15 protein-coding genes are annotated in these 23,691 nt (G+C 31.3%); 6 read left to right on the plus strand and 9 right to left on the minus strand.

Annotation, left to right across the window (positions count from 1 at the left end):
* Positions 1–201: 201 nt before the first annotated feature.
* The 5 genes from rlmB to ACSIGE_RS13715 all read right to left on the minus strand — a co-directional run bounded on the left by rlmB (position 202) and on the right by ACSIGE_RS13715 (position 8,470).
* On the minus strand, positions 202–942 hold the full coding sequence (gene rlmB / locus ACSIGE_RS13695; protein WP_440880435.1) for a 23S rRNA (guanosine(2251)-2'-O)-methyltransferase RlmB: 741 nt from the start codon (positions 940–942) through the stop codon (positions 202–204).
* A 72-nt stretch (positions 943–1,014) separates the two neighbouring features.
* Positions 1,015–2,412 carry a RagB/SusD family nutrient uptake outer membrane protein gene (locus ACSIGE_RS13700; RefSeq protein ID WP_440880436.1) on the minus strand — a complete coding sequence of 466 codons (1,398 nt, stop codon included), beginning with the start codon at positions 2,410–2,412 and terminating at the stop codon, positions 1,015–1,017.
* A gap of 10 nt (positions 2,413–2,422) precedes the next feature.
* Positions 2,423–5,458 (minus strand): SusC/RagA family TonB-linked outer membrane protein, encoded by a 3,036-nt coding sequence (locus tag ACSIGE_RS13705; RefSeq protein ID WP_440880437.1) that lies wholly within the window; start codon positions 5,456–5,458, stop codon positions 2,423–2,425.
* A gap of 418 nt (positions 5,459–5,876) precedes the next feature.
* Positions 5,877–7,373, minus strand: coding sequence for a right-handed parallel beta-helix repeat-containing protein (locus tag ACSIGE_RS13710; protein ID WP_440880438.1), 1,497 nt, complete (start codon positions 7,371–7,373; stop codon positions 5,877–5,879).
* A 53-nt stretch (positions 7,374–7,426) separates the two neighbouring features.
* A complete protein-coding gene (locus tag ACSIGE_RS13715; protein ID WP_440880439.1) occupies positions 7,427–8,470 on the minus strand; it encodes a glutaminyl-peptide cyclotransferase in 1,044 nt (347 codons plus the stop codon).
* A 190-nt stretch (positions 8,471–8,660) separates the two neighbouring features.
* Here ACSIGE_RS13715 and ACSIGE_RS13720 point away from each other — a divergent pair, with 190 nt between their 5' ends.
* The 3 genes from ACSIGE_RS13720 to ACSIGE_RS13730 all read left to right on the plus strand — a co-directional run bounded on the left by ACSIGE_RS13720 (position 8,661) and on the right by ACSIGE_RS13730 (position 11,639).
* Positions 8,661–8,912 carry a type B 50S ribosomal protein L31 gene (locus ACSIGE_RS13720; protein WP_440880440.1) on the plus strand — a complete coding sequence of 84 codons (252 nt, stop codon included), beginning with the start codon at positions 8,661–8,663 and terminating at the stop codon, positions 8,910–8,912.
* Between the two features lie 92 nt (positions 8,913–9,004).
* Positions 9,005–10,516 (plus strand): FMN-binding glutamate synthase family protein, encoded by a 1,512-nt coding sequence (locus tag ACSIGE_RS13725; RefSeq protein WP_440880441.1) that lies wholly within the window; start codon positions 9,005–9,007, stop codon positions 10,514–10,516.
* A gap of 37 nt (positions 10,517–10,553) precedes the next feature.
* Positions 10,554–11,639, plus strand: a complete 1,086-nt coding sequence (locus ACSIGE_RS13730) for a class I SAM-dependent methyltransferase (RefSeq protein ID WP_440880442.1) — start codon at positions 10,554–10,556, stop codon at positions 11,637–11,639.
* Positions 11,640–11,667: 28 nt separating this feature from the next.
* Here ACSIGE_RS13730 and ACSIGE_RS13735 read toward each other — a convergent pair whose 3' ends face one another.
* From ACSIGE_RS13735 to gcvP, 3 genes are all read right to left on the minus strand, one after another.
* A complete protein-coding gene (locus ACSIGE_RS13735) occupies positions 11,668–12,336 on the minus strand; it encodes a hypothetical protein (RefSeq protein ID WP_440880443.1) in 669 nt (222 codons plus the stop codon).
* Between the two features lie 86 nt (positions 12,337–12,422).
* Positions 12,423–14,057, minus strand: a complete 1,635-nt coding sequence (locus ACSIGE_RS13740; protein ID WP_440880444.1) for a hypothetical protein — start codon at positions 14,055–14,057, stop codon at positions 12,423–12,425.
* Between the two features lie 298 nt (positions 14,058–14,355).
* Positions 14,356–17,205 carry an aminomethyl-transferring glycine dehydrogenase gene (gcvP, locus tag ACSIGE_RS13745; protein ID WP_440880445.1) on the minus strand — a complete coding sequence of 950 codons (2,850 nt, stop codon included), beginning with the start codon at positions 17,203–17,205 and terminating at the stop codon, positions 14,356–14,358.
* Positions 17,206–17,333: 128 nt separating this feature from the next.
* Here gcvP and ACSIGE_RS13750 point away from each other — a divergent pair, with 128 nt between their 5' ends.
* The 3 genes from ACSIGE_RS13750 to ACSIGE_RS13760 all read left to right on the plus strand — a co-directional run bounded on the left by ACSIGE_RS13750 (position 17,334) and on the right by ACSIGE_RS13760 (position 22,714).
* The gene (locus ACSIGE_RS13750) at positions 17,334–18,149 is read left to right on the plus strand and encodes a hypothetical protein (RefSeq protein WP_440880446.1); all 816 of its coding nucleotides are present in this window, start codon (positions 17,334–17,336) and stop codon (positions 18,147–18,149) included.
* Between the two features lie 138 nt (positions 18,150–18,287).
* The gene (serA, locus tag ACSIGE_RS13755) at positions 18,288–20,180 is read left to right on the plus strand and encodes a phosphoglycerate dehydrogenase (RefSeq protein WP_440882222.1); all 1,893 of its coding nucleotides are present in this window, start codon (positions 18,288–18,290) and stop codon (positions 20,178–20,180) included.
* 89 nt (positions 20,181–20,269) lie between these two features.
* Positions 20,270–22,714: a T9SS type B sorting domain-containing protein gene (locus ACSIGE_RS13760; RefSeq protein WP_440880447.1), complete on the plus strand. Its 2,445-nt coding sequence runs from the start codon at positions 20,270–20,272 to the stop codon at positions 22,712–22,714.
* A gap of 108 nt (positions 22,715–22,822) precedes the next feature.
* Here the strand turns inward: ACSIGE_RS13760 and ACSIGE_RS13765 are convergent, their stop codons facing one another.
* Positions 22,823–23,608: an IclR family transcriptional regulator gene (locus ACSIGE_RS13765; RefSeq protein ID WP_440880448.1), complete on the minus strand. Its 786-nt coding sequence runs from the start codon at positions 23,606–23,608 to the stop codon at positions 22,823–22,825.
* Positions 23,609–23,691: the final 83 nt, after the last annotated feature.

The following is a 23,691-nucleotide window of genomic DNA, read 5'->3' on the forward strand; positions in this document are numbered from 1 at the left end:
GAAATATAAAAATTATGTTAATTTATGACAAGAAATCTTTTTATTCAAAACAAAATGACAACTTATTTTTCAAACAGTGATTTTTTAATGTGTTCGTTAATAATATATATTTAAATTTTGCGTTTTAAGGACTACATCAAAAAGATAAAGAAGGTGTCGTATTTCTTTAGAGAAAATCAATATACATTCAAACTTTCTGTTTTATAAAGAACGCTGTCTTATGGTTTCATATAAAATAGCACCACAAGCAACTGATACGTTTAGAGACTCAATGTCTCCTAATAGTGGTAGTTTTACCTTGTAGTCAGATAGCTTTAAAACAGCATTGCTTACTCCTTTATGTTCAGATCCCATTATAATAGCAATTGGTTGATTTAAGTTGACATCATAAAGAATTTCATCAGTTTTTTCGGTAGCTGCAACAAGTTTTATATCGGCAGATTTTAAATGAAAAACAGCATCTTTTATATGATCAACTTTGCAAATAGGTACTTTAAATGCAGCTCCTGCAGAAGTTTTGATGGTTTCAGCATTAACTGGAGCACTACCTCCTTTAGCTATAATAATACCATTAACTCCTGTACATTCAGCCGTTCTTATAATTGCTCCAAAATTGCGTACATCAGATACTTGATCTAAAAGAAGGAACAAAGGCGTACTATTATTTTTTAAAGTATCATTAATTAGAGTGTCAAGGTCACTAAAGTCTACTGGAGAAATCTTAGCAACAGCACCTTGATGATTGTTATGTTTTGATAAGCGATCCAATTTTTCTGTTGGAACAATGCTAGTAGAAATTTTATTTTTCTTAACTAGTTTTTCTAGCTGGTAATAAAGATCACCTCTTAAGCCTTTTTGTAAATAAATTTTGTTTAAAGAAGAACCACTTTCAATGGCTTCTATTATGGCTCTAAGTCCAAAAATAATTGTGTTTTCTTGCATAGTAGCAAAGGTATATTAAAAAAGAAAAACCTTTAGATATTATCTAAAGGTTTTTAAAAATCTGTATATTTTTTAGAAACTACCTGGGCTTTGAGTAATATTCGGGTTCAAATTCATTTCATCATCAGGTATTGGTAGTATAACTTTATCAGCACCTGGAGCTGATTCTACCCCATTATCGGGTCTCAAGTTTCTATTATTTCTTAATAAATCCATACGTCTATGTCCTTCGAAACAAAGTTCTTTTCTTCGTTCTGTAAGAATCTGATCAATATTTACAGAAGCTAAAGCAGGTAAACCAGCTCGTGATCTTAAACGATTAATATCATTTAGAGGTGTGTCACCAATACTTGATCCAGCATTTAGGTTTGCTTCAGCTCTGATTAAATACATTTCTGTTATTCTTAAAACGGGAGATAAAGATGCCGCATTTGTACCATCAGAATATTTTGTAGTGAAAAATGTGTTATTACCCCCAGCATCCGCTGCAGCAACAGAGAGGTCAGAAAACCTCAAATCTCCAGCCTCATCATTGAATGCATCTATAAGGTTTTGAGAAAATGGGGCATCACCTCTTCCTAAAGGAGCTGCGTTATAAAAAGCTGTAGAGCCACTTCCTACAATAGGATCAGCGCTCGAATTTATAACAGTAAATATGTGTTCTGGATTTTCACTTTTATCATTGTAAAAGTCATAATTACTAGACAAACTGTACTGACCAGATTGTATTACTTCGTTAGCTAAATTAGCGGCATTACTCCATTGTTCTCTATAAAGATATAATCTAGCTAAGAGAGCCTGAGCAGCTCCTTTAGAAGCTGAACCATTACTTCCATTAGGTAAATTAGCTATAGCATCGTTCAAGTCACTCTCAATCTGATTATGAACTTCATTCAAAGTTGACCTCTCCTTTTGAAATGGACTTATATCACCTTTGAAGAATTCAAAAACTAGGGGTATACCAAGATTTGTACCACTAGAAAATTGATAAGGTTGCGCAAATAAATTAACTAATTCAAAATTTGAAAGAGCTCTTATAAATTTTGCTTGTGCAATATAGGATCTCTTTTCAGCTTCCGTGATTAAATTACTAGAAATAGCAGGGAAATTTGTTATAATAAAATTAGTTGCTGCTATGTTTTCAAATGTATCTATCCAATACCCATCTATTGATCTATTGGTAGCAAGTGTTTGGTAATCTCTTATATCTCTTAAAGAAGGGAAACTTCCAACAAAGTCTACATTGTCAGCCATAAATTCAGCAACCATTTGTGGTTGTCCATAAATATCCGAATCTTGTAGCTTACTGTATATTCCTGTCACTGCACCTTTTATTAGGTTTGGACTTGTAAGAACAACACTTTGTTCGATACTATCTTCTGGTTTTAAATCTAAATTATCATTACACGCACTTATTGATAGTAATAGTGCAATGAAAGAAACTTTATATAATTTTATTATTTTCTTCATATTTGATTTTTTAAAAAGTCAATGTTAATCCAATTGAATACGATTTGGCTTGTGGCGCAGTAAAAAAAGACTCACCTTGAAATCTTGGGTCGATATCATCAGTTACTTCAGGGTCAATACCTTTTAATTCACTAGATTTGATAGTAAATAAGTTCGTTGCAGTTGCATATAACCTTGCACTTGTAAAGAATTTCGAGGTTCCTAAAATATCATTGGATATATTGTAGCCAAGTGTTATGTTTTTTAGTCTTAAATAGGATCCATCTTTTAGTTGTAATGTAGATGTTTGGGCATAACTATCAGCAGTAGAGCTTGAAGGGCTTGGTAAAAAAGCATCATCACCAGGATTCCTCCAAAAATTTAAATTTTGTTCTCTAACATTACCAATTCCGCCAATAGCATTAAAACCATCAATAAATCGCAGACCGTTAATCATTATTTTATTACCGTAAGAATAGTTCATTAAAAATGAAAGATCAAAATTATTATATCTAAATGTATTTGTGATACCTCCAGAAAAATCAGGTAGAGGATTACCTACTACAACACGATCATTTGAATTAGGGGTTGTCGTTTTATTGCCGTCTATATCTAGCCATTCAGCATCACCTGTTTCTGGGTTAATTCCCGAATATCTAATTAAGAAGAAGTTGTTTAGAGATTCTCCTACAATAGCTCTTTGATTACCATTGTCGAGTATTTTTCTGCCTTCATTATCTGTGGCTGCTTGATCAAATAGTTCAGTTATTTTATTGTCTATAAATGATATATTAAGACTAGTTTTCCATTCAAAATTATCGGTTGAAATATTGGTTGATGATAAATCAAATTCGAATCCCGAATTTTCCATCGCCCCCACATTAGCTGTTACAGTATTATACCCTGTTTGAGGAGGTAATGGGACACTCAATAAAAGATCATTTGTTTTCTTGATAAAGTAATTAGCATTTAACGATATTTTATTATTTAAAAATCTAGATTTGATTCCAATATCAAAAGTAGCGCTTTCTTCCCACTTTAGATCAGGATTCTCTGGTTGACTTGGAATAATACCAGATTGACTATTATAATTTCCTTCTGATCCACCTGAAAATAAGCCTAAGGCAGGTAGATAACCAATTCTATCATTACCCACAATACCATAACTACCTCTTAACGATAAGTAATTAAAGAAACTATTGTTCATGAATTCTTCTTGTGAAATAACCCAACCTCCTGAGACAGACCAAAAGTTACCAAATCTATTATTTCTTCCAAATCTAGAAGAACCATCACGCCTGAAAGATCCTTCTACTAAATACTTGCCTTTATAATCATAAGAAAGTCTTGAGAATAAACCATATAATCTATTCGCATCACGGTCACCTTCACCCCTTACAAAACTTACATTTTCTTGATTAGCTGCACCTAGGTTTCTAATGTCATCAGATATAAATTCTGTACCAGAAATATTAGATCTGGTACGCAATGTCTCTTCATAAGTTAAACCTGCAGTAATGTTTAAATTATGGTCATTAGCGAAAACTGTACTATAATTTAACGTTTGATTTGTCAACCATCTATCTTCATTAACTAAAAGTTGTTGGGCACTTCCTCCTGGTTTACCGTCTGCTCCGGGAGCATTGAATTCCGCTTGTCTTCCAAATTCTTCCAGTCTTAAGACATCTATTCCAAATTCAGATCTATATTTTAGATTAGGAAATAATTTAACCTCAGCGAAGGTGTTTCCGATTATTCTAAAGGTTTTCAAAACGTTTTCATTTAAATCAACACGCGCAAAAATATTCGGAATGAAAGTGCCTGATTGCAAGAAATTTCCTTCATTATCATATGCCAACTTTGTCGGGTTCTGTAAAAAACCTGTTGTAAAAGGTGCGTTAATTGAATTTTCAACAGCTATTCTGTTCAGAGTTGTATGAGTAACCCCCATGTTTACCCCCAATTTTAACCAGCTCTTAGCGTCCATGTCTAAATTAACTCTTGCGCCAATTCTTTCTTGGTCGTTTCCAATAATAAAACCTTCTGCATCTTGATAATTTAGTCCGAAAAAATATGAATTTTTTTCACTTCCTCCTCTTGCGCTTAAAGAGTATCTTTGGGTATAACCAATTTTTTGAACACCGTTTAGCCAGTCTGTTCCAGGGTCACCGAGTGCACCATGACCTAAATCTTCTGGATTAAGATTTGTTCCTTCTTGTATGTTGTGAACGTCAGTTCTGAATGTTCTCCATTGGTCAGCGGAAAGTATATTGGGCGTGTCAGTTGCTTCAGTTATTTGAGTACTTACGTCTACAGTTATTTTAGCATCTGTGTTTTTTCTTCCTTTTTTTGTAGTAATTAAAATTACACCATTTGCACCTCTAGACCCATAAATACTAGTTGCTGCCGCATCTTTTAAAACGGTAAAAGTACCGATGTCATTTGGGTCAATATACGACAAAGGATTTGCACCAGTATTCCCACCATTATCACTTGTATTATCTGTATCCGTTATTGGCATTCCATCAATAACAATTAGTGGCTGACTTCCAGCACTAATAGTGCTGATACCCCTTACTCTAATTACAGAGGCAGCACCTAAAACGCCCGAAGAGTTTACCAACTGCACTCCAGAGGCTTGTCCTTGAAGTAATTGATCAGCAGAGGTCACTTGAAGATCCTCTATATCTTTCTCTTTTACAATAGATACATTTTGAATAATTTTCTTCTCTGTTTGTTCACCATATCCAACAACAACGATTTCATCTAATAAATTGTCATTTTCCATCAAAACATTAACCTGGTTTGAATTGGCGACTGTTTTTTCAATATTTTTCATCCCTACGAAACTAAAAATAAGGACATCTCCTGTTTTCGCTTTGATAGAATAATTTCCGTCAAAATCAGTTTCAGTTCCCGTTGATGTTCCTTTTTTTAGAACTGAAACCCCTGGTAAAGGTCCGGATTCATCAGAAACTGTACCCGTGATAGTACGGTCTTGTGCAAACGATATCTGCACAGCCAACGCTAGAAACAGCGTTAAAATTCCGTTAAATTTTGTTCTCATTTATATAACTATTTGAATTAATTATTGGCTAAATTCTTAAATAAATCTTAAAGAAACAATTTTTTAACAGGAAAAAGAACTTGAAAGTTCAAAAAAAGCAAATAAAACGTTAAAGTATGCACTATTATTACTGTTTGTAGATGTTAATAAAAATTAACATAAATGTTTTTTATAAATTGAGTTGATCGAAAATTATTGAGCAAATTGTTTAAACAGTTTTTTATACTTAAACAATTATTTTTAAATAATTTTTTTAAGTATTTCTATCAACAAATCTCTCTTGAGAATGTTCTTAATATAAATTATAGAGAGATTATACACATACGTGTAGTGATCTGATACATTCTTGTTTGTAGAAAAGTTTTAAGGCTTTTTCGGAGCATTAACCTAAAGAAGAAAATGTATTTTATGTTTGAAGTTATTCTTCTACAAACTGAAAAGCTCCTATATCAATGCGTGTATTTCTTGAATTTCCCACAATATCTTCAGATATACTAGATCTAGTTCCTTTATTAATAGCATCACTATCTTTTAAAATAGAAAATTTATTTTTATTAATATTTTTGAATGCAGGGTTGCCATTTAATATATTATTTTGGTAATGAACATTATTGTTGAAGTTTAGTTCTTCAATATCGTCATAATTATCGTTGATATCGTTGAACTGAATTAAGCAATTTTTAAAATTATAATTAAAAAGACTTGTTTGTAATTTGTCTAGTACAAGTTCAATATTACTATTTCCATCAATAATCGAGTTGGTAAAGTTTGCTTCCATCAAATCTCTTATTTCAGTTACTTCTACACCGTCGTCATTTGTATAAGTAAAATGATTGTTTATAATCACGGCAGGCAATTCTCGTAATCCTTGTGACCAATTATTGGCAAAAGTCGCATGTGTAAAATTATACTTGCCTCCATGTGTACAGGCAAGAGAAGACTGTCCAGCATCTCCTATTACCAAATTATTGGCGATAATGTTTGAATTTCTAGCAAAAAGCCCATAGGCTCCTGAATCATAGATTTCACAATTTTGAATAGTAAGCGATGGTGTAGGAGAAAAGCCTTCGACTAAGGTTCCAACAACCGCATTTTTTATTAGTACGTTACTAAATTGATTATTTATACTACCAGATCTTATCCAGATAGTACCCCATTGGCTTGGAACATCATCAAACCGATGCTCTAAACGATCTCCTTGAAAAATGATTTTTTTATCTATCGAACCATTAGCTTTTACTTGTGCATTACGATCAACTACAAGTCCTGAGTTTTCATGAAAATGAATATTAGTGCCTTCTTCAATGGTTAATGTTTTACCTGAAGGAATGGCCGCATAACCATATATTATATAGGGTTTTTCTGCAGTGAAAATAAGCTCTGAATCTTTTAGAAATCGTCCTTGGATATCAGTTTTTTCTCCATTGATAACTAAGGTTTCTATTTGCAAGCCATTTTTATCTGGATAAATAAAATGGGCATCTTTAACCAATGTTACTAAGTCAACTATTTGTTCCTTATCACCATTATCAAATAACAGTTTGTCTGTATAAAGAGGATCTGATAGAGAAGCGTGATCAATTGTTGTTTCTATAAATATGTATATACTATCTTTGGCTAATATATCTATGTTATCGAATTCCTTACCCGGTATACCGTCTACATTCAGACGATAGTTAGAGCTAACTCCATTTTTGAGTTTTATTTTCGGAATGGTTAGATCATTGTTACTTCTGTTGTATACTTTTAGGTTGTAAGTTGAAGAACCAATATTACTGAAAATGGTATCTAAAAAAACAGTGTCCTTTGAAAATTCGAGTTTTCCTTGGTTTGGTTTAACTTCAAAATCTTTTCTACAAGAACCGATAGAAAATAAAATTAAAATAACCCCAAAAAATAATATACCTGATCTCATGAAAATACTAGAAGAAAATTATAGCCATTTTTAATAACCTATTATATCGTGAATTATTGTTTAACTATTTCTATTTCAAATAACTTGTTCCAGTGCTTTCCTGTTACAAAGAGCCTGTCATTTTCTTTATCGAAAGCTATTCCATTCAAAACTTCATCTTCATCAACTATGTTTTGCGTTTTCTTTACAGTTTTAACTAAGTCAGTTAGGTTAATAATACCTTCTACCGTTCCATCGTTTGAGTTTATTTCAGCGATTAGTGGTTTTTGCCAGTAATTTGCATATATTTTGCCATTGATTAACTCTAATTCATTAAGTCGTTTAATAGCTTTTTTATTTGTGTATACTTGTATGCTTCTCTTTTCTTTTTGATCTTTAGGGTCTAAGAACCATATTTTGTTGGTGCCATCTGATTTTATTAATTCTGTCTTGTTATGCGTTAATCCCCAACCTTCATTACTTTTGTCATAGCTAAAACTTCCTAGCCTTTCAAAAGTTTCTAGATTATAAATAAAACCTTTACGAGCTTGCCAAGTAAGCCAGTATATTTTATCATCATAAATGGTCATTCCTTCACCGAAATATTTCTTTTCTAGATCCTTTTTTTGTAAAACTTTACCTGTTTTAATTTCTACTTTTCTTAAGCTAGATTTTCCTCTTCTTCCTGTTGTTTCGTAAAGAAATCCATTATGATATTCTAGCCCTTGTGTATAGGCTTTTGAATCATGTGGAAATGTATTTTTTATTTTAAAAGAATATAATTTTGGAGATTTTGGAGCGAAAATTTCAATAGAATTATTGAGTTTTTTAGTTTTATTGGGATAAAAAGCGATAGCAGTAACCAAATGTTTTCCAACACCAAAGTCTATGGTATTTATAGTAATTGAACTTTCGTTTGTATTTACACGATTGCGATTAACATAAATTTGAACAGAATCAATTTTGTTACCTGTTAATTGTTCAAACTTTATGTTTGCCTTTTCTCCCAGTGTAGTTTTTTGGGTAGTATTTAGTTTGAATTTATAATTATTATCACTGCAAGACACACATAGTCCTAGAACTAAGCAAATAAAAATAAGGTGATTACTGATGTTCATGATAGTTTGATGATTTATTTTCAAATTTAATTTTGCACTACAAATTAAAACAATTTATTGTTTGGATATTAAAAAAAAGAATTAAATTTGCAAACTCAAAATAGCCATTGCAGGTTTTTGGTCTTTTGAATAAACTAAAAGATTTACCACCTTTTAGTAAGTTCAATAAAAAATTTAAAGTTACAAAAAAATGAAAAAAGGTATACATCCAGAAAATTATAGGCTCGTTGCATTTAAAGATATGTCAAACGGAGATGTATTCATTACAAAATCTACTGCTAATACAAAAGAAACTTTGGAAGTTGAAGGCGTAGAATACCCTTTAATCAAATTAGAAATTTCAAGAACTTCTCATCCATTTTATACTGGTAAATCTAAATTAGTAGATACAGCTGGTCGTATTGATAAGTTCAAAAACAAATATGCTAAATTCAAAAAGTAATTTGGATTTTACACAAAATCAAAGCTCTGAGTTAATCAGGGCTTTTTTTGTGTAATAGAACTTAGTATTTTTAGATTTTGTAACCTGTTATTATGAGAGATACCATTTTAGCTATTGTGCTTATAATTAATGCTTTGAGTGCAGTATTGACTTTTTTTAAACCAGAAACGGGAAGTTTTATATTATTAATTATCTCAACCTGCTTAACACTTTTAGCACTTTTTGATGCCTTTATTCAAAAAAAACATTCGTTAATGAGATCATTTCCGATTATAGCTAGACTTCGCTGGGTTTTTGAAGAAGAAAGAGAAAAAATTCAACAATACTTTATAGAAGATGATTTAAATGGAACGCCAATCAACCGAGAGAAAAGAAGTATTGTATATCAAAGGTCAAAAAAAGAAATAGAGACAGTGCCATTTGGAACTCAACACAATGTTTACGGAAAAGGATATGAATTTATTAAGCATTCATTGTTTCCTGACAACTATAAAAATATAAAAGGAGAACGTGTTTTGATAGGGTCGGATAAATGCATTCATAAATACAATGCATCTATAATTAATATTTCGGCAATGTCATTTGGATCCTTAAGTAAAAATGCTATTATGGCGTTAAATCAAGGAGCAAAAATGGGAGGATTTGCACATAATACAGGAGAAGGAGGGATCTCTCCATACCATCTACAAGGAGGAGACTTAATATTTCAAATAGGAACAGGGTATTTTGGTGCGGGTAAAACAGAGGGAGGTATTAGAGTTTTTGATGAAGAAATTTTTAAAAATAATGCAGTCAGACCCGAAGTGAAGATGATTGAAATAAAATTCTCACAGGGGGCAAAGCCTGGGCATGGAGGTATTTTACCAGCAAAAAAAAATACAGAAGAAATAGCGGAAATTAGATCGGTTGAACCTTTTACAAGGGTAGATTCACCTCCGATTCATTCTTCTTTCTCGAATTTTGAAGAAATGATATGTTTCATACAAAAGGTACGTGATCTTAGTAATGGAAAGCCTGTTGGGATTAAACTTTGTGTTGGTGATACAGAAGAAATAGAAACAATGATTAAACAGTTTTCCGATTTTAATAATTATCCTGATTTTATTGCAGTTGATGGAGGGGAAGGCGGTACAGGTTCTGCTCCTTTAGAGTTTACAAATTATATAGGAACGCCATTAATTGATGGTCTTGTTTTTATACATAAAACATTGATAAAGTATAATTTAAGAGATCAAGTTAAAATTATTGCAAGTGGGAAGGCTGTTGATGCTTTTGATGTGGTTAAATATTTGGCACTTGGAGCTGATGTTATAGGAATGGCTAGGAGTTTTATGTTAAGTTTAGGATGTATTCAGGCTCGTGAGTGTAATTTGGATACGTGCCCTGTTGGTGTAGCTACACAAGACGAAGACTTGGTTGAAGCTCTTGTTGTATATGATAAAAATCAAAGAGTTAAAAATTATCATGAAAAAACAATTGTAGCTGTTAAAGAGATGGTTGCCGCAATGGGTAAAGATTCTATCTCTAGTATAGAATCCAAAAATATTTTTAAGAGAGTTGAAGGGAAGGAAATCATAAATTACGAAGATATATATTACAATTAAAAACAAAACTTTAATTCAATATTAATTAAAAAAATCATTGGTTTTAGAAATTTATCAAGAGGAAGTTATTTTAGAACGTTATCCGAAAACAAACGACGCTAGTTTACGAGCTTGGAGTAATGCGGAGTTAATGTTACTTGAATATATAAAGGATTATCCTTCTCAAAAAGTTTATACATTTAATGATCGCTTTGGAGTATGGAACTGCGTTTTAAAACAGCGCGATATTAAAACTGTTGTTACTTATGCAAGCCAGCAAAAGGCAATACTTAAAAATATGGATTTAAATTCTCTTAATTTTGATCCGAATTTTGTGAACCCTTTGGATAAATATATAGATATTGATCTTGCATTGATTAAGATTCCTAAGTCTTTAGAGCTTTTTGAGTTGTTTTTACATAATATATGTAAAGATGCAAATGAAAATACGGAGGTGATATGCTGTTTTATGACAAAATATTTTACAAAAAAGATGGTAACTATTGCTAGCTTGTATTTTAATATAGTAGAGCAAACCAAAGCATGGAAAAAAGCACGCTTGATGATTCTCAAATCTCCTAAGAAGGAAATTCTTTCAAAAAAAATGATGAATTCGATTTTATTTAAAGAAAAGCAGTTTTTTCAATATTACGGTGTTTTTTCATCTAGTGGAATTGACTTAGGGACACAGTTTTTATTAAAGCACTTATCGCTTAGAAAAAATGAAATAAATGTTCTTGATTTGGCATGTGGGAATGGTGTTATCGGGTGCGTTATTGCTGATCAAAATCCAGATACCATTATTACATTTGTAGATGATTTTTCGCTGGCTATAGCATCTTCAAAGATCAATGCAGTAAATATAAAATCCAATTTTATTTATGCAGATACTATTGAAAGTCTAAAGGGAAGTAATTTTGATATTATTATTTCCAATCCACCTTTTCATTTTGAACATGAAAATAACATAGAAGTTAGCCTCTCATTATTTAAAATGGTTTTTTCCTGTTTAAAGAATGGAGGAAGGTTTGTCGTTGTGGCAAATAAACACTTAAATTATAAAACACACTTAATTAAAATTTTTTCTAAAGTTCAAATTTTAAATCAGAATGAAAAGTTTGCGGTATATGAATGTTTAAAATAATTTTTTATGGGTTATATGAGAGTTTTTTTCATAGAAAAATAGCTAAACCAAAGATTAAGTTTTCAGAATTAAAGTTAAAGTTTATGTTGCTTGATAATGTTTCTTTGTTTAGATCACTTGAAACTGTAGCAACAGAATAAAAACTTAAAAAACCAAAACTAGCTTCAAAAGCAATATTTTCGGATATAAATAAAGAAATCCCAGGTCTTAATCCTATTTCAAAAATATTAGACTTAATGTATGAAGTATTTGAGTTATTTTGTTGTTCATTATTGTTTTTTGTTTTTTGAGAAACATTGGTATCGATTAATTCGGTTTGAACAGAGAGTAAAAACCTATTATTTACAGTTAAAAGTTTTTTGACGAATAAAAATAAGCTTTCCGAATTGTATTCACTGCTATAGGTGGTATTATTACCATTAAAATTTTCACTATTATTATGGGTTATACGCATTCCAATACCAATAGATAAATTATCATGTATAAAATAGCCTAATTTTGTAGCTATATTGTACCCAAATATTTTGCTTTCGGGATATCTATTTATGCTACTTAAATTTCTGTTTTCAGATGAAATTGCTATGCCACCATAAAAATAAATATCTCCTTTATAAATGGTTGTCTTTTGTCTTCCAATTTGACTAAACGCATTTCCAAATATTAATAAACATGTAGTTATAAATAAAAGCCTTCTCATGAGAATGAAACTTCTGGAACAATATCAGTTATTTATAAGGTACGCATAATTCACTCAATAAAAATGTTTCGAGAAATATTTTTGTTTTAAATATTTGATTTGCCTATTCTAAAATTAAATATAAATGATTGAGCTTTGTAATATTTATCTTCGCTATTTTTCCAATTCGACTGTTTAACGTTACAATAAATCACATTATTATCATCGGGAAAAATCAAAAGTGTTTTAAGGTCAGGGTCAGCTTTAAGAAAACTTGGAAATTCGAAATGGGTGAACAAACCATGGTAATCAAAAACTTTATCATAGTTTGCTAAGAACCTGTTTGAAGGACTGCAAGCTCTAACAGGGGTATCAAAAGTTCTTAATATGTTAAGATCGCCATTTAACTGATAATTCTTCCAAAAAATATTTTGATTATCAGTTGAAAAGAAAAGCTCAGGAGATTCATCAGGTTTTATTGACTTGCTCAAAGGTTGTTCAATTAGTTTAATTAAATTGTTATTGTAAGAATAAGGGTATAATTGGCTATTGTAAGAATTGTTTTTTCCTGCGTAAATCGTATTACTTTTTGAATTGTAAATGATGTCTGAAAATGTTAATGGACTTACAATTGACTCCATTATAAGCGAGCCTGTATTGTTGTCTAATATTGTGAATTTTGATCCTGGTCTGCTATTTGAATTACTATAATAAAGTAATTTTCCACCAGAGCCAAGCCTTATTTTATTGATATTCCAATTATCATTAGAAGTCATTAAAGTAGAGGGTTGAAGATTGTCTAAGTTAAGTTTTATTATTTTTTTATTTTCAGATAAAAACAGGGTGCTACTATTTTTAGAGACTTCAAGATCAGTAAAAAATGATTGCTTTAATATGTGAGAAGAAATATGAAAAGTGTCTTTTGTTTGATTAATTATAACAAGTCCATAATTGTCAGATTCGTAATTTGGGTGTCCGATTAGTGCATATAATTGCGGTCTATTTGGGTCTTTAATAATTTTTCTAATATAATATGGAAATACTATGAATTCTCCAGGATGTGCTCTTTCAATATTACTACCGACGATATGCTTTGTGAGTTTTTTTGTTTTAACGATAATTTGATAATTTTTTTCATCAATGAAAGATTCGAAATTTTTATACTCTAATTTTAAGGTGTTTATATCATTTATTTCTGCTATTGGTTCAAATTTTTCGCTGAAAATCTGATATGAAATAAAGTCATTACCCTCATATTTTGTCCAATTTAATTTTACTGATCGGCTCGTATTTTTTGCTATTAACTGAATAGTGTTAGAAAGTGTTATAGAATCTTTTGATATGATTTTTTTATCTTTTAAAAAGGCTTCAAAGTAAATAGTATGAACTCCTACACTCAACTTTTTTGAGATGTTACTTTCAAAATCAACATCTGGTGAGCCTCTAAAAAGAATTCCATCAATACTGCTTTTCCAAGTAACTTCTATGTCTGTGTTTTTATAGGTAGCTGAATTATTATCAGTATATTTTAAGGAAACAAAACCGCTAAATTGTTTCGTGTTTTTTGGATTTTCAAAAATTCCCGTTTTTCCTTGACTATAAAAGGAATAGTCTCTTGATTGAATAGGGGACTTTATGGCTGTCGAAACATTGACTGTTTCTAAAATTTGGTTTTGATCAGAAGATATAGATCCTGAAAGGGATGCCAACTCATCTGAGCAACTAGAGATTACTACTAACATAAGTAGCAACAGAGTACAATTTCTCATTAAAGTATAAATTAAGATTGGTTTTTTAGCAGTAAGCTTTAATTTTTCATTTTTTTATTCTAAATCGATTTTTGAGTTAATAGTTTTGGGGTTATGGTTAAATCACGACGAAGGTAGGTTAAGAGAAATTCTGTTTGAAGTATTTTCTTTTACCGATAGTGTTCCCTCGTTTAGTGGTCTGTTTTTAAGGTTGAATGGGAAATGCATTAAATAAAAAAAGAGTAACAATATTGTTACTCTTTTTTTATTTAATTTAAGGCTTATTTATTATTTAAGCTTCGATGTAATCCTCAATAGGGTTGCATGAACATATTAAATTTCGATCGCCATAAGCATCATCTACACGTCTGACTGAAGGCCAAAATTTATTTTCGCTGATGTAGTCCAATGGAAATGCAGCTTCTTTTCTTGAATAGGGTAAGTCCCATTCATCTGAAGTTAGCATCTCTTGTGTATGAGGAGCATTTTTTAATAAGTTGTTTGTATCGCTTGATGTTGAGCTATCGATTTCTTTTCTTATAGATATTAAGGCATCACAGAAGCGATCTAATTCTTCAAGACTTTCACTTTCGGTAGGTTCAACCATAATCGTTCCAGCTACAGGAAATGAAACTGTTGGAGCATGAAATCCATAGTCCATTAATCTTTTAGCGATGTCAACTACTTCAATTCCGTTTTGTTTAAAAGCTCTACAGTCAAGAATCATTTCGTGTGCTGCCCTACCCATTTCACCCGTGTAAAGTGTGTCAAAATGCCCATGTAAGCGTTCTTTCATGTAATTAGCGTTTAAGATGGCATATTTTGTAGAATTGGTTAATCCTTCACCTCCTAACATTTTTATATATCCATATGAGATTAAGCAAGCTAAAGCAGATCCCCATGGAGCTGCTGAAATTGCAGAGATTGGCTTCTCTCCTCCGGTATTAACTACAGGATTTGTAGGTAAAAAAGGTACTAGTTGTGGAGCTACGCAAATAGGCCCTACACCAGGACCACCACCGCCATGAGGAATAGCAAAAGTTTTATGTAAATTTAAATGGCAAACGTCGGCGCCAATGGTTGCTGGATTAGTGAGTCCAACTTGCGCATTCATATTGGCTCCATCCATGTAGACTTGTCCACCATTTGTGTGAATTATTTGTGTAATCTCTCTGATGGACTTTTCATATACTCCATGTGTAGATGGATAAGTTACCATTAGAGCAGCTAAATTGTCTTTGTGCTGTTCTGCCTTTAAACGTAAATCATCAATATCAATATTGCCATTTTCGTCTGTTTTCGTAACAATAACTTTCATTCCTGCCATAACTGCTGAAGCTGGATTAGTTCCATGAGCAGATGAAGGAATTAAACAGATATTTCTGTTTCCATTTCCATTTGCCTGATGATAAGCTCTAATAACCATCAGTCCAGTAAATTCTCCTTGAGCACCTGAGTTAGGTTGCAAAGAAGTTCCAGCAAAACCAGTGATGCTATTTAATTGGGTTTCTAAAGTTTTTAAAACTTCTTGGTAACCTTTAGCCTGCTCAATAGGAACAAATGGGTGGATATTACCCCAATTTGGATTGCTAAGCGGAAGCATTTCAGAGGCAGCGTTCAATTTCATGGTACAAGAACCTAATGAGATCATAGAATGATTTAAAGCCAAATCTTTGCGCTCAAGTTTTTTAATATATCGCATCATTTCGGTTTCTGAATGATACTTATTAAAAACTTCATTCGTTAAGAAGGTTGTTTTTCTTTGAATTTCTTTTGGTATAACATCGTTAGAAATGAATTCCTTAACATCGATGTCTTTAATATTGAAAGCTTGTTCGAAACAATCAATAATGTCATTTATTTCTTTCAATCCAACCGTTTCATTGATTGAAATAGAAATGTTATTGTCATCAATATAATTAAAATTGATTCCTTTTTTTTCGGCAACTTCTTTTAGTTGTTTAGTTTCAACTTCAATAAGTAGTGTATCAAAATATGATGTGTTCTTTTGTTTAAATCCAAGTCTGTCTAGCGCAGAGGCTAAAGTGGTTGTGGCATTATGTACCCTTTCAGCAATGTATTGAAGTCCCTCTTTACCATGATACACAGCATACATCCCAGCCATAACGGCAAGTAATACCTGTGCTGTACAAATATTAGAAGTTGCTTTTTCCCTTTTAATATGTTGTTCGCGAGTTTGAAGAGCCATTCTCAAGGCACGGTTACCATTTTTATCTTTAGTGACGCCTATAATCCTACCAGGAATACTTCTTTTATAGGCCTCTTTTGTGGCAAAATAGGCTGCATGTGGACCTCCATAACCTAGCGGGATTCCAAAGCGTTGCGTAGTTCCAACTACAACATCAGCACCCAATTTTCCTGGAGCTTCTAATTTTACTAGCGATAGTATGTCCGCAGCAACAGCAACTTTTATATTGTTTGAGTTTGCGGAATTAATAAAATCCGAATAATCAAAAATTTGACCATATTTTCCAGGGTATTGAATAAGTGCTCCAAAGAAATCGTTGGAAAAATCAAACTCCTCATGATTACCAATAACTAATTCAATACCAATAGGAACAGCTCTCGTTTTTAAAACAGATAGTGTTTGAGGTAAAATTTCATTTGACACAAAAAATTTATTCGCTCCCGATTTCTTTTTACTTCTTTCTCTTACATCGAAAAGAAGTGTCATAGCCTCAGCTGCTGCTGTACTTTCGTCTAATAAAGAGGCGTTAGCTAATTCCATACCAGTAAGATCACAAACTAATGTTTGAAAGTTTAGTAAGGCTTCAAGTCTTCCTTGAGCAATTTCAGCTTGGTATGGTGTGTAAGCAGTATACCAACTAGGGTTTTCTAGTATATTTCTTTGAATTACACTAGGCAAGATAGCTTCATGATACCCAAGGCCAATGTAACTTTTAAAGACTTTGTTTTTTTGAGCGAGTTCGTTAATATGATTTAGATATTCGTATTCACTTAAAGCAGGTGCTAAGTTGAGGTCAGTATTTAAACGAATATCATCAGGAATTGTCTCGTCAATAAGAGTTTCTAGAGAGGCAATACCTATAACTTTTAACATTTTTTCTTGATCCTTTTCATTAGGACCAATATGTCTTAATTGAAATGAATTTGTGTTCATTTGTGCTGTCTGTTTTTGGTGTTTCAAAAATAACGAAAATTCGTGATTTCTTCTCTATCTTTTTAATTGTAAATTGATTATTTGTAAACTATTATCTTAGTTGTTATTTGAAGCTTTATTTTTGCTGTATGAATTATTTAAAAATAGCCTTAAGGTTTTACATTAATTCTAGTATACATGTAGCATTATCTGTGTATTGTTTACTGAATATCACTTATGTATATTGGGGTTTTACTCAAAAGGAAGAATTGAGTAATTTTCTTTTTTTTGGTACCATTATAGCATATAACTTCATCAAGTATTTTGAAGTTTCCAAGTTGCATTACAGCGGCTCTATTAAAAACTTAAAACAAATTCAGTTTTTCTCTTTCTGTTGTCTTCTCTTTTTTTGTTATTATTTGTTGCAGCTAAATTTAAAAACAATTCTTTTTATCATTCCTTTAGGTATTATAACTGTTTTATATGCTGTTCCTTTCATAGAGGGGTTTCGTAAAAATCTTCGAAGTATTTCTTATCTAAAAATACTCATTGTAGCACTAGTATGGAGTAGTTTAACCGTTGTTTTACCTATATATGATTATGGAATAAATATTGAAAATAAAGGCACTTTAATATTGATGACTGCCCAAAGATTTTTATTGATTTTTGTATTTGTACTCCCCTTTGATATTAGAGACATGAATTACGATGCCGCTTCATTACGTACCTTACCGCAAAAAATTGGATTGAGAGCTACAAAAAGAGTTGGTTTGCTAGTTCTTATATTGTGTTTAGTGTTAGAGTTAATTATTTCAAATGATCCAAAATTTTTGAAATGTTTTTTTGTTGTTTTTATAACTACTCTTGTTCTTTTAATGAGAGCTTCAGAAAAACAATCGTTTTTTTATAGCTCTTTCATAGTTGAAGCAATTCCTATAATTTGGTTTATAATACTTACAGTTTAAAAGGTTAGAAAACAAAATAATAAATTTTTTTAAGTAAAAAAAAGCGATTTTAAAAATGTTATCGTTTTGTGATACTTTTTTGTCAGAACCTTTGTAATTTGCACATCACAACACAATATATACTAAAAGATGAATACATTGAACGCTACGAAACGAAATTATATATTTGATTTTGACAGCACTTTAACTAGGGTCGAGGCTTTAGATGTTTTAGCAGAGATTACCTTAGCGAATAACCCTAAAAAAGACGAAATAATTGAAGGGATTGTAAATTTGACTAATCTTGGCGTTGATGGAGAAATTTCATTTACTGAATCATTAGAGCGAAGAATTAAGTTATTAAACGCAAAAAAGTCAGATTTAGAGCTTTTAATAAAGGAGTTAAGAAAGAAAGTGTCAAAATCTATTGAGAGGAATAAAGAATTTTTTGAAAGCTATTCTGATAATATCTATGTTATTTCAGCTGGTTTTAAGGAGTTTATAGAACCTATTGTTAAGGAGTATAACATACCAGGAGAAAGAGTATATGCAAATACTTTTGAGTTTGGAGATGATGGAACCATTGTAGGTTTTGATAGAGATAATGTTTTGTCAAAGCATAATGGAAAAATAAAATGCTTGAAAGATTTAAACCTTAAAGGAGAAATACAAGTAATTGGAGATGGTTATAGCGATTATGTAACCAAAGAAGCAGGAGTGGCTGATAAGTTTTTTGCATATACAGAAAATGTTTTAAGAAACAAAACGATTGCAAAAGCAGACCATGTTACTCCAAATTTAGACGAATTTTTATTTATAAACGATTTGCCAAGAAATATATCATATCCGAAAAATAGAATTAAAATACTTCTGCTTGAGAATATTCATGAGGATGCAAAAAAAAGACTAATAGAAGATGGATTTTCAGTAGAAACTGAATCAAAAAGTTTATCCGAAAATGAATTGATTGAAAGAATTAAAGAGGTACATGTTTTAGGTATTCGATCAAAGACCCAAGTGACCAAGAAAGTCATTGAGGCAGCAGAAAAATTAATGGTTGTTTCTGCATTTTGTATTGGAACAAAGCAAATTGATCTTGAATCATGTAAAGAAAAAGGGATCACTGTTTTTAATGCTCCTTACAGTAACACACGTTCAGTGGTTGAATTAGCTATTGGCGAGATTATTATGCTTATGAGAAGTGTGTTTCAAAGAAGTACAGAGATACATAATGGACAATGGAATAAAACAGCACAGGGTTCAAAAGAAGTTAGAGGAAAAAAAATAGGAATTGTCGGTTATGGAAATATAGGTAAGCAATTATCAGTTTTGGCAGAAGCACTCGGTATGGATGTTTATTATTATGATGTAGAAGATAAATTGGCTCTGGGAAATGCTACTAAAATAAATTCACTTAAAGAATTATTGAACATCTCGGATGTTGTTACCCTTCATATTGACGATAATTCTAATAATAAAAATTTTATAGGTAGGGAAGAAATAGCTCAGATGAAAAATGGGGCTCACTTAGTTAATTTGTCAAGAGGCTTTGTGGTTGATATAGAGGCTTTAGTAGAGGCTCTTGAATCAGGGAAGCTAGCCGGAGCAGCTGTTGATGTATATCCTGAAGAGCCAAGAAAAAATGGTAATTTTTATACAAAATTAAAAGGTTTAGATAACGTCATTTTAACTCCTCATGTTGGAGGAAGTACAGAAGAAGCCCAAAGAGACATTGCAGATTTTGTACCTAGTAAAATTATGGCATATATTAACTCCGGAAACACAGTTGATGCCGTAAATTTTCCAAATATTAGACTGCCAAAGCATAAAGATGCGCATAGGTTTTTGCATATTCATAAAAATGTTCCAGGGGTGATGGCTAAAATAAATAAAGTCCTAGCTAAATTTGAATTAAATATTATTGGACAGTATTTGTCAACTGATGAAAAAGTTGGTTATGTTATTACAGATGTTAATAAAAAGTATAATCAAGAAGTTATAAGTGATCTTAAAAAAGTTGAAGGAACGATTAGATTTAGAGTTTTATACTAATCAGTTCAAAAGAAAATATGAAAAATAGCTATTTACTGTTTATTTTTATAATTACAACTAGAGCTTTGTGGGGTCAGAATGATTGTAGTATGCCCTTAATAGTTTGCGGAAATGAAGGTTTTAATAATATTGAAGTTTCTGGACCAGGAATACAAGAGTTACTTGGAACAAATTCTTGTGCCAGTCAAGAGCATAATAGTTTGTGGTTTGATGTAACTATTAAAAATGGGGGTAAATTAGCTTTTACACTTAAACCAAAATCAACGGATATAAATGAAGATTTTGATTTTTTTGTTTTTGGTCCTAATGCTAGTTGTACAAATTTAGGTCAGGCCATACGGTGCTCAACAACAAACCCTGCGGCAGCAAGATTATCTAATAATCACACAGGGATGTCTCTTGCAGCTAATGATAGTTCAGAGGGACCAGGTGCTAATGGAGATAGTTTTGTGTCTTCAATTGATGTTAAAGCTGGAGAACGATATTTTATCGTTATTGATAGGCCGATTGGAAGCAGTAACTTTACAATTGATTGGACTGGAACAGCTGAGTTTAACGACGCTCCACAGGTAGAGATTCCTTCTGGATCGACAATAGACCTCGAAGAGTGTGATAATAAGGCTCCTTTTGATGACTTGATAGCAGTATTTGATTTGACAAAAAATAATTTTGTGATTGGTAATCAGGGTAATGTAACGATTAATTATTATGCTAATAATACAGATGCTAATACAGGAGCTAATCCAATTTCAAATCCAAGTAGCTTTGTTAATTCCTCAAATGACCAAAAAATTTATGTAAGATTAGAAAATAGTATAACAGGTTGTTACACCATATCTAATTTCAACCTTAAAGTTCTAAACGGAGCAAATATTCAGGAAACAAGTTTGGAAGTCTGTGACCAAGATAATGATGGTTTTGTTAATTTTAGTTTGAGTGATATAAATGCCACCGTTTTGGTTTCTGGTAGCCCTAGTGATTATAATTTTTCTTATCACCTTACTGAGGTAGACGCCAGAAATAATGAGAGGTCTCTAAGTAATAGCTATACTAATGCTACTCAAAATGAGCAAGAAATTTATGTGCGTGTTGTAAATAAAACTAATAGCTTTTGTAGTAACATCTCAAAAGTTAAATTAGTGACGGTGCCTACTCCAAAGTTGTCAAACACTGTTGAACTAGTTCAATGTGATGATGATATTGATGCCATAACTTTTTTCAATTTAGAGGAGGCAAAAAGTAAAATTTCCACAAACCATGAGAATGAGAGTATAACATTTTATGAAAGTCTAGTAAATGCACAGAATAATGTGAGTCAAATTATTAACACGATGGCTTATAAAAATAGCATACCGTCAACTACTAATATTTGGAGTCGTATAGAAAATGAAAAAGGATGCTTTAAAATTAAGGAGATCATACTTAGGGTATCAACAACTAATATACCAGATAATTTCTTGAGAGAGTTTGAGAGCTGTGATGATATTGAAAATGATAATTTAAATGGGGTGTCGTTATTTGATTTTAGTTCTGTTGATGGAGAAATAAAACGTATGTTTGAGAATATAAATCAACAAGTAATTATAAGTTATTATGAGAATCAATCAGATGCTTTATCAGAGGTTAATGTAATTAAGAATATTTCAAGTTATCGAAATGTAAATTCTCCATACCAACAAAAGATTTATGTTAGAGTTGATAGTAAAATAAATAATGATTGTTTAGGGTTAGGGCATCATGTGACATTAACTGTAAATCCATTACCTGATTTTACAATTACCGCGCCAGCTTTTTTATGTCAAAATTCTTTTGTGACATTAAAATCTGATATAGTGAATGACAGTCTAAATTACACTTATAAATGGAGGCATAAAGGTATGTCATCTGTACTAGGTGTTAATAAACAATTAATGATTTCTGACGCAGGTGAGTATGAATTGACTGTAACTAATGCTTTAACAGGTTGTAATCGTGTTAAATATGTAGTAGTGGGTTTGTCAGGAAGTCCAACTGTTAATAAAAACGATATTCTTATTTATGATGACTTAACAAGTACATTAAATGAATATAAAGTTATTGTAAAAAGAGAAAATATAGGAGTTGGAAATTATGAATTTAGTATCAAAAGTGAGGAGGGAGTGCAACGTCCATTTCAACTGAATTCAGAGTTTGAAAATTTAGATTCAGGGAAATATAAGTTGATTATTAGAGACGTTAATGGTTGTCAGCCTAATGCTGAAATTGATTTTAATATATTAAGACTGCCTAGGTTTTTTACTCCAAATAATGATGGAGAGAATGATATTTGGGTAGTTAAAGGTTTAGATCAAGCTTTATATAAAAGAGGAGAAATAACAGTAGTTGATAGGCTAGGAAACGTTATGTATAATGACTCTGTTTTTGGATTAGGGTGGGACGGAAAATTAAAAGGAAAAAGAATGCCAAGTGACGATTATTGGTTTTTTATGAGTCTAACAGATAAGCTAGATAATAGTTATAAATATGAAGGCCATTTTTCTTTACTTAGAAAGTAAATATTTATATTAACATAAAGAAAAGAAGTTGTCTTACTTAAATCTATAACTTAAAATCGAAGAAAGTGTGTTTATAGCTCAATAAATTTATGTTCAAAAGGTGAAGTTTTAAGAAAGGTTTTCAAAATCATAAAAAGCTTTCTCTATATTTTTTATTTCCTTATTTAGAATACCAATGTATTTGGTAATGTTTTTCATTCTAAACCTACTTAAAGGTCCTGAGGCACTTAGAGAAGCAATAATGTTTCCATTTTTATTTTTAACAGGGATGGCAATACAAATAAGCCCTGGTTCTAGTTCTTCAATGTCTAAAGCAAAACCTTGATTTTTAATCTTCTCCAGCTCTTTTAATAGTTCATTTCTAGATGTTATTGTGTTTTTAGTATATTTTTTTAAATCAGTATTGTTTATGATATTTTCTTTTTCATCCTCGTCTAAAAAAGAAAATAAAAGTTTGCCTGACGCTGTTGCATAAATAGGTTGGTATGCCCCAATTGATGTGTTCATTTTTAAACCATGTAAACTATCTGCTTTATTGATATGAAAAACTTGATTGTCTTTTATGATGCTTAATAGAACTGTTTCTTGAATTTCAAGCGCGGTTTTTTTAATCGAATCATTGGAGAGTTTGCGGATTGATTTATAAATAGAAACCCTATTACCTAGTTCAAATAATTTACTGCCTAAGCTATATTTGTCATTTGAGTTTTGATGAATAACATTAAGTACTGACAAGGTATTTAATATTCTATAAACCGTACTTTTGTTGTACCCTGTTTTTTGCGCAAGTTCTCTAACTCCCCATGTATTTTTTTCTACTGTGAAAGCATTTAATAATTCAAAAGCTTTGATAATAGATAGATTTAATTTTTTGTCATTATCAGTTGATTCCAAGGTTAATTCTTTCTTTTTACTTGCTAATATATAAAAAAATAGTTAATTTTATAAAACACCGTTTTAAATAGTGAAACGAATTT

The sequence above is a fragment of the Tenacibaculum profundi genome, from assembly GCF_052050075.1.
In the GTDB taxonomy this organism is placed as follows: domain Bacteria; phylum Bacteroidota; class Bacteroidia; order Flavobacteriales; family Flavobacteriaceae; genus Polaribacter.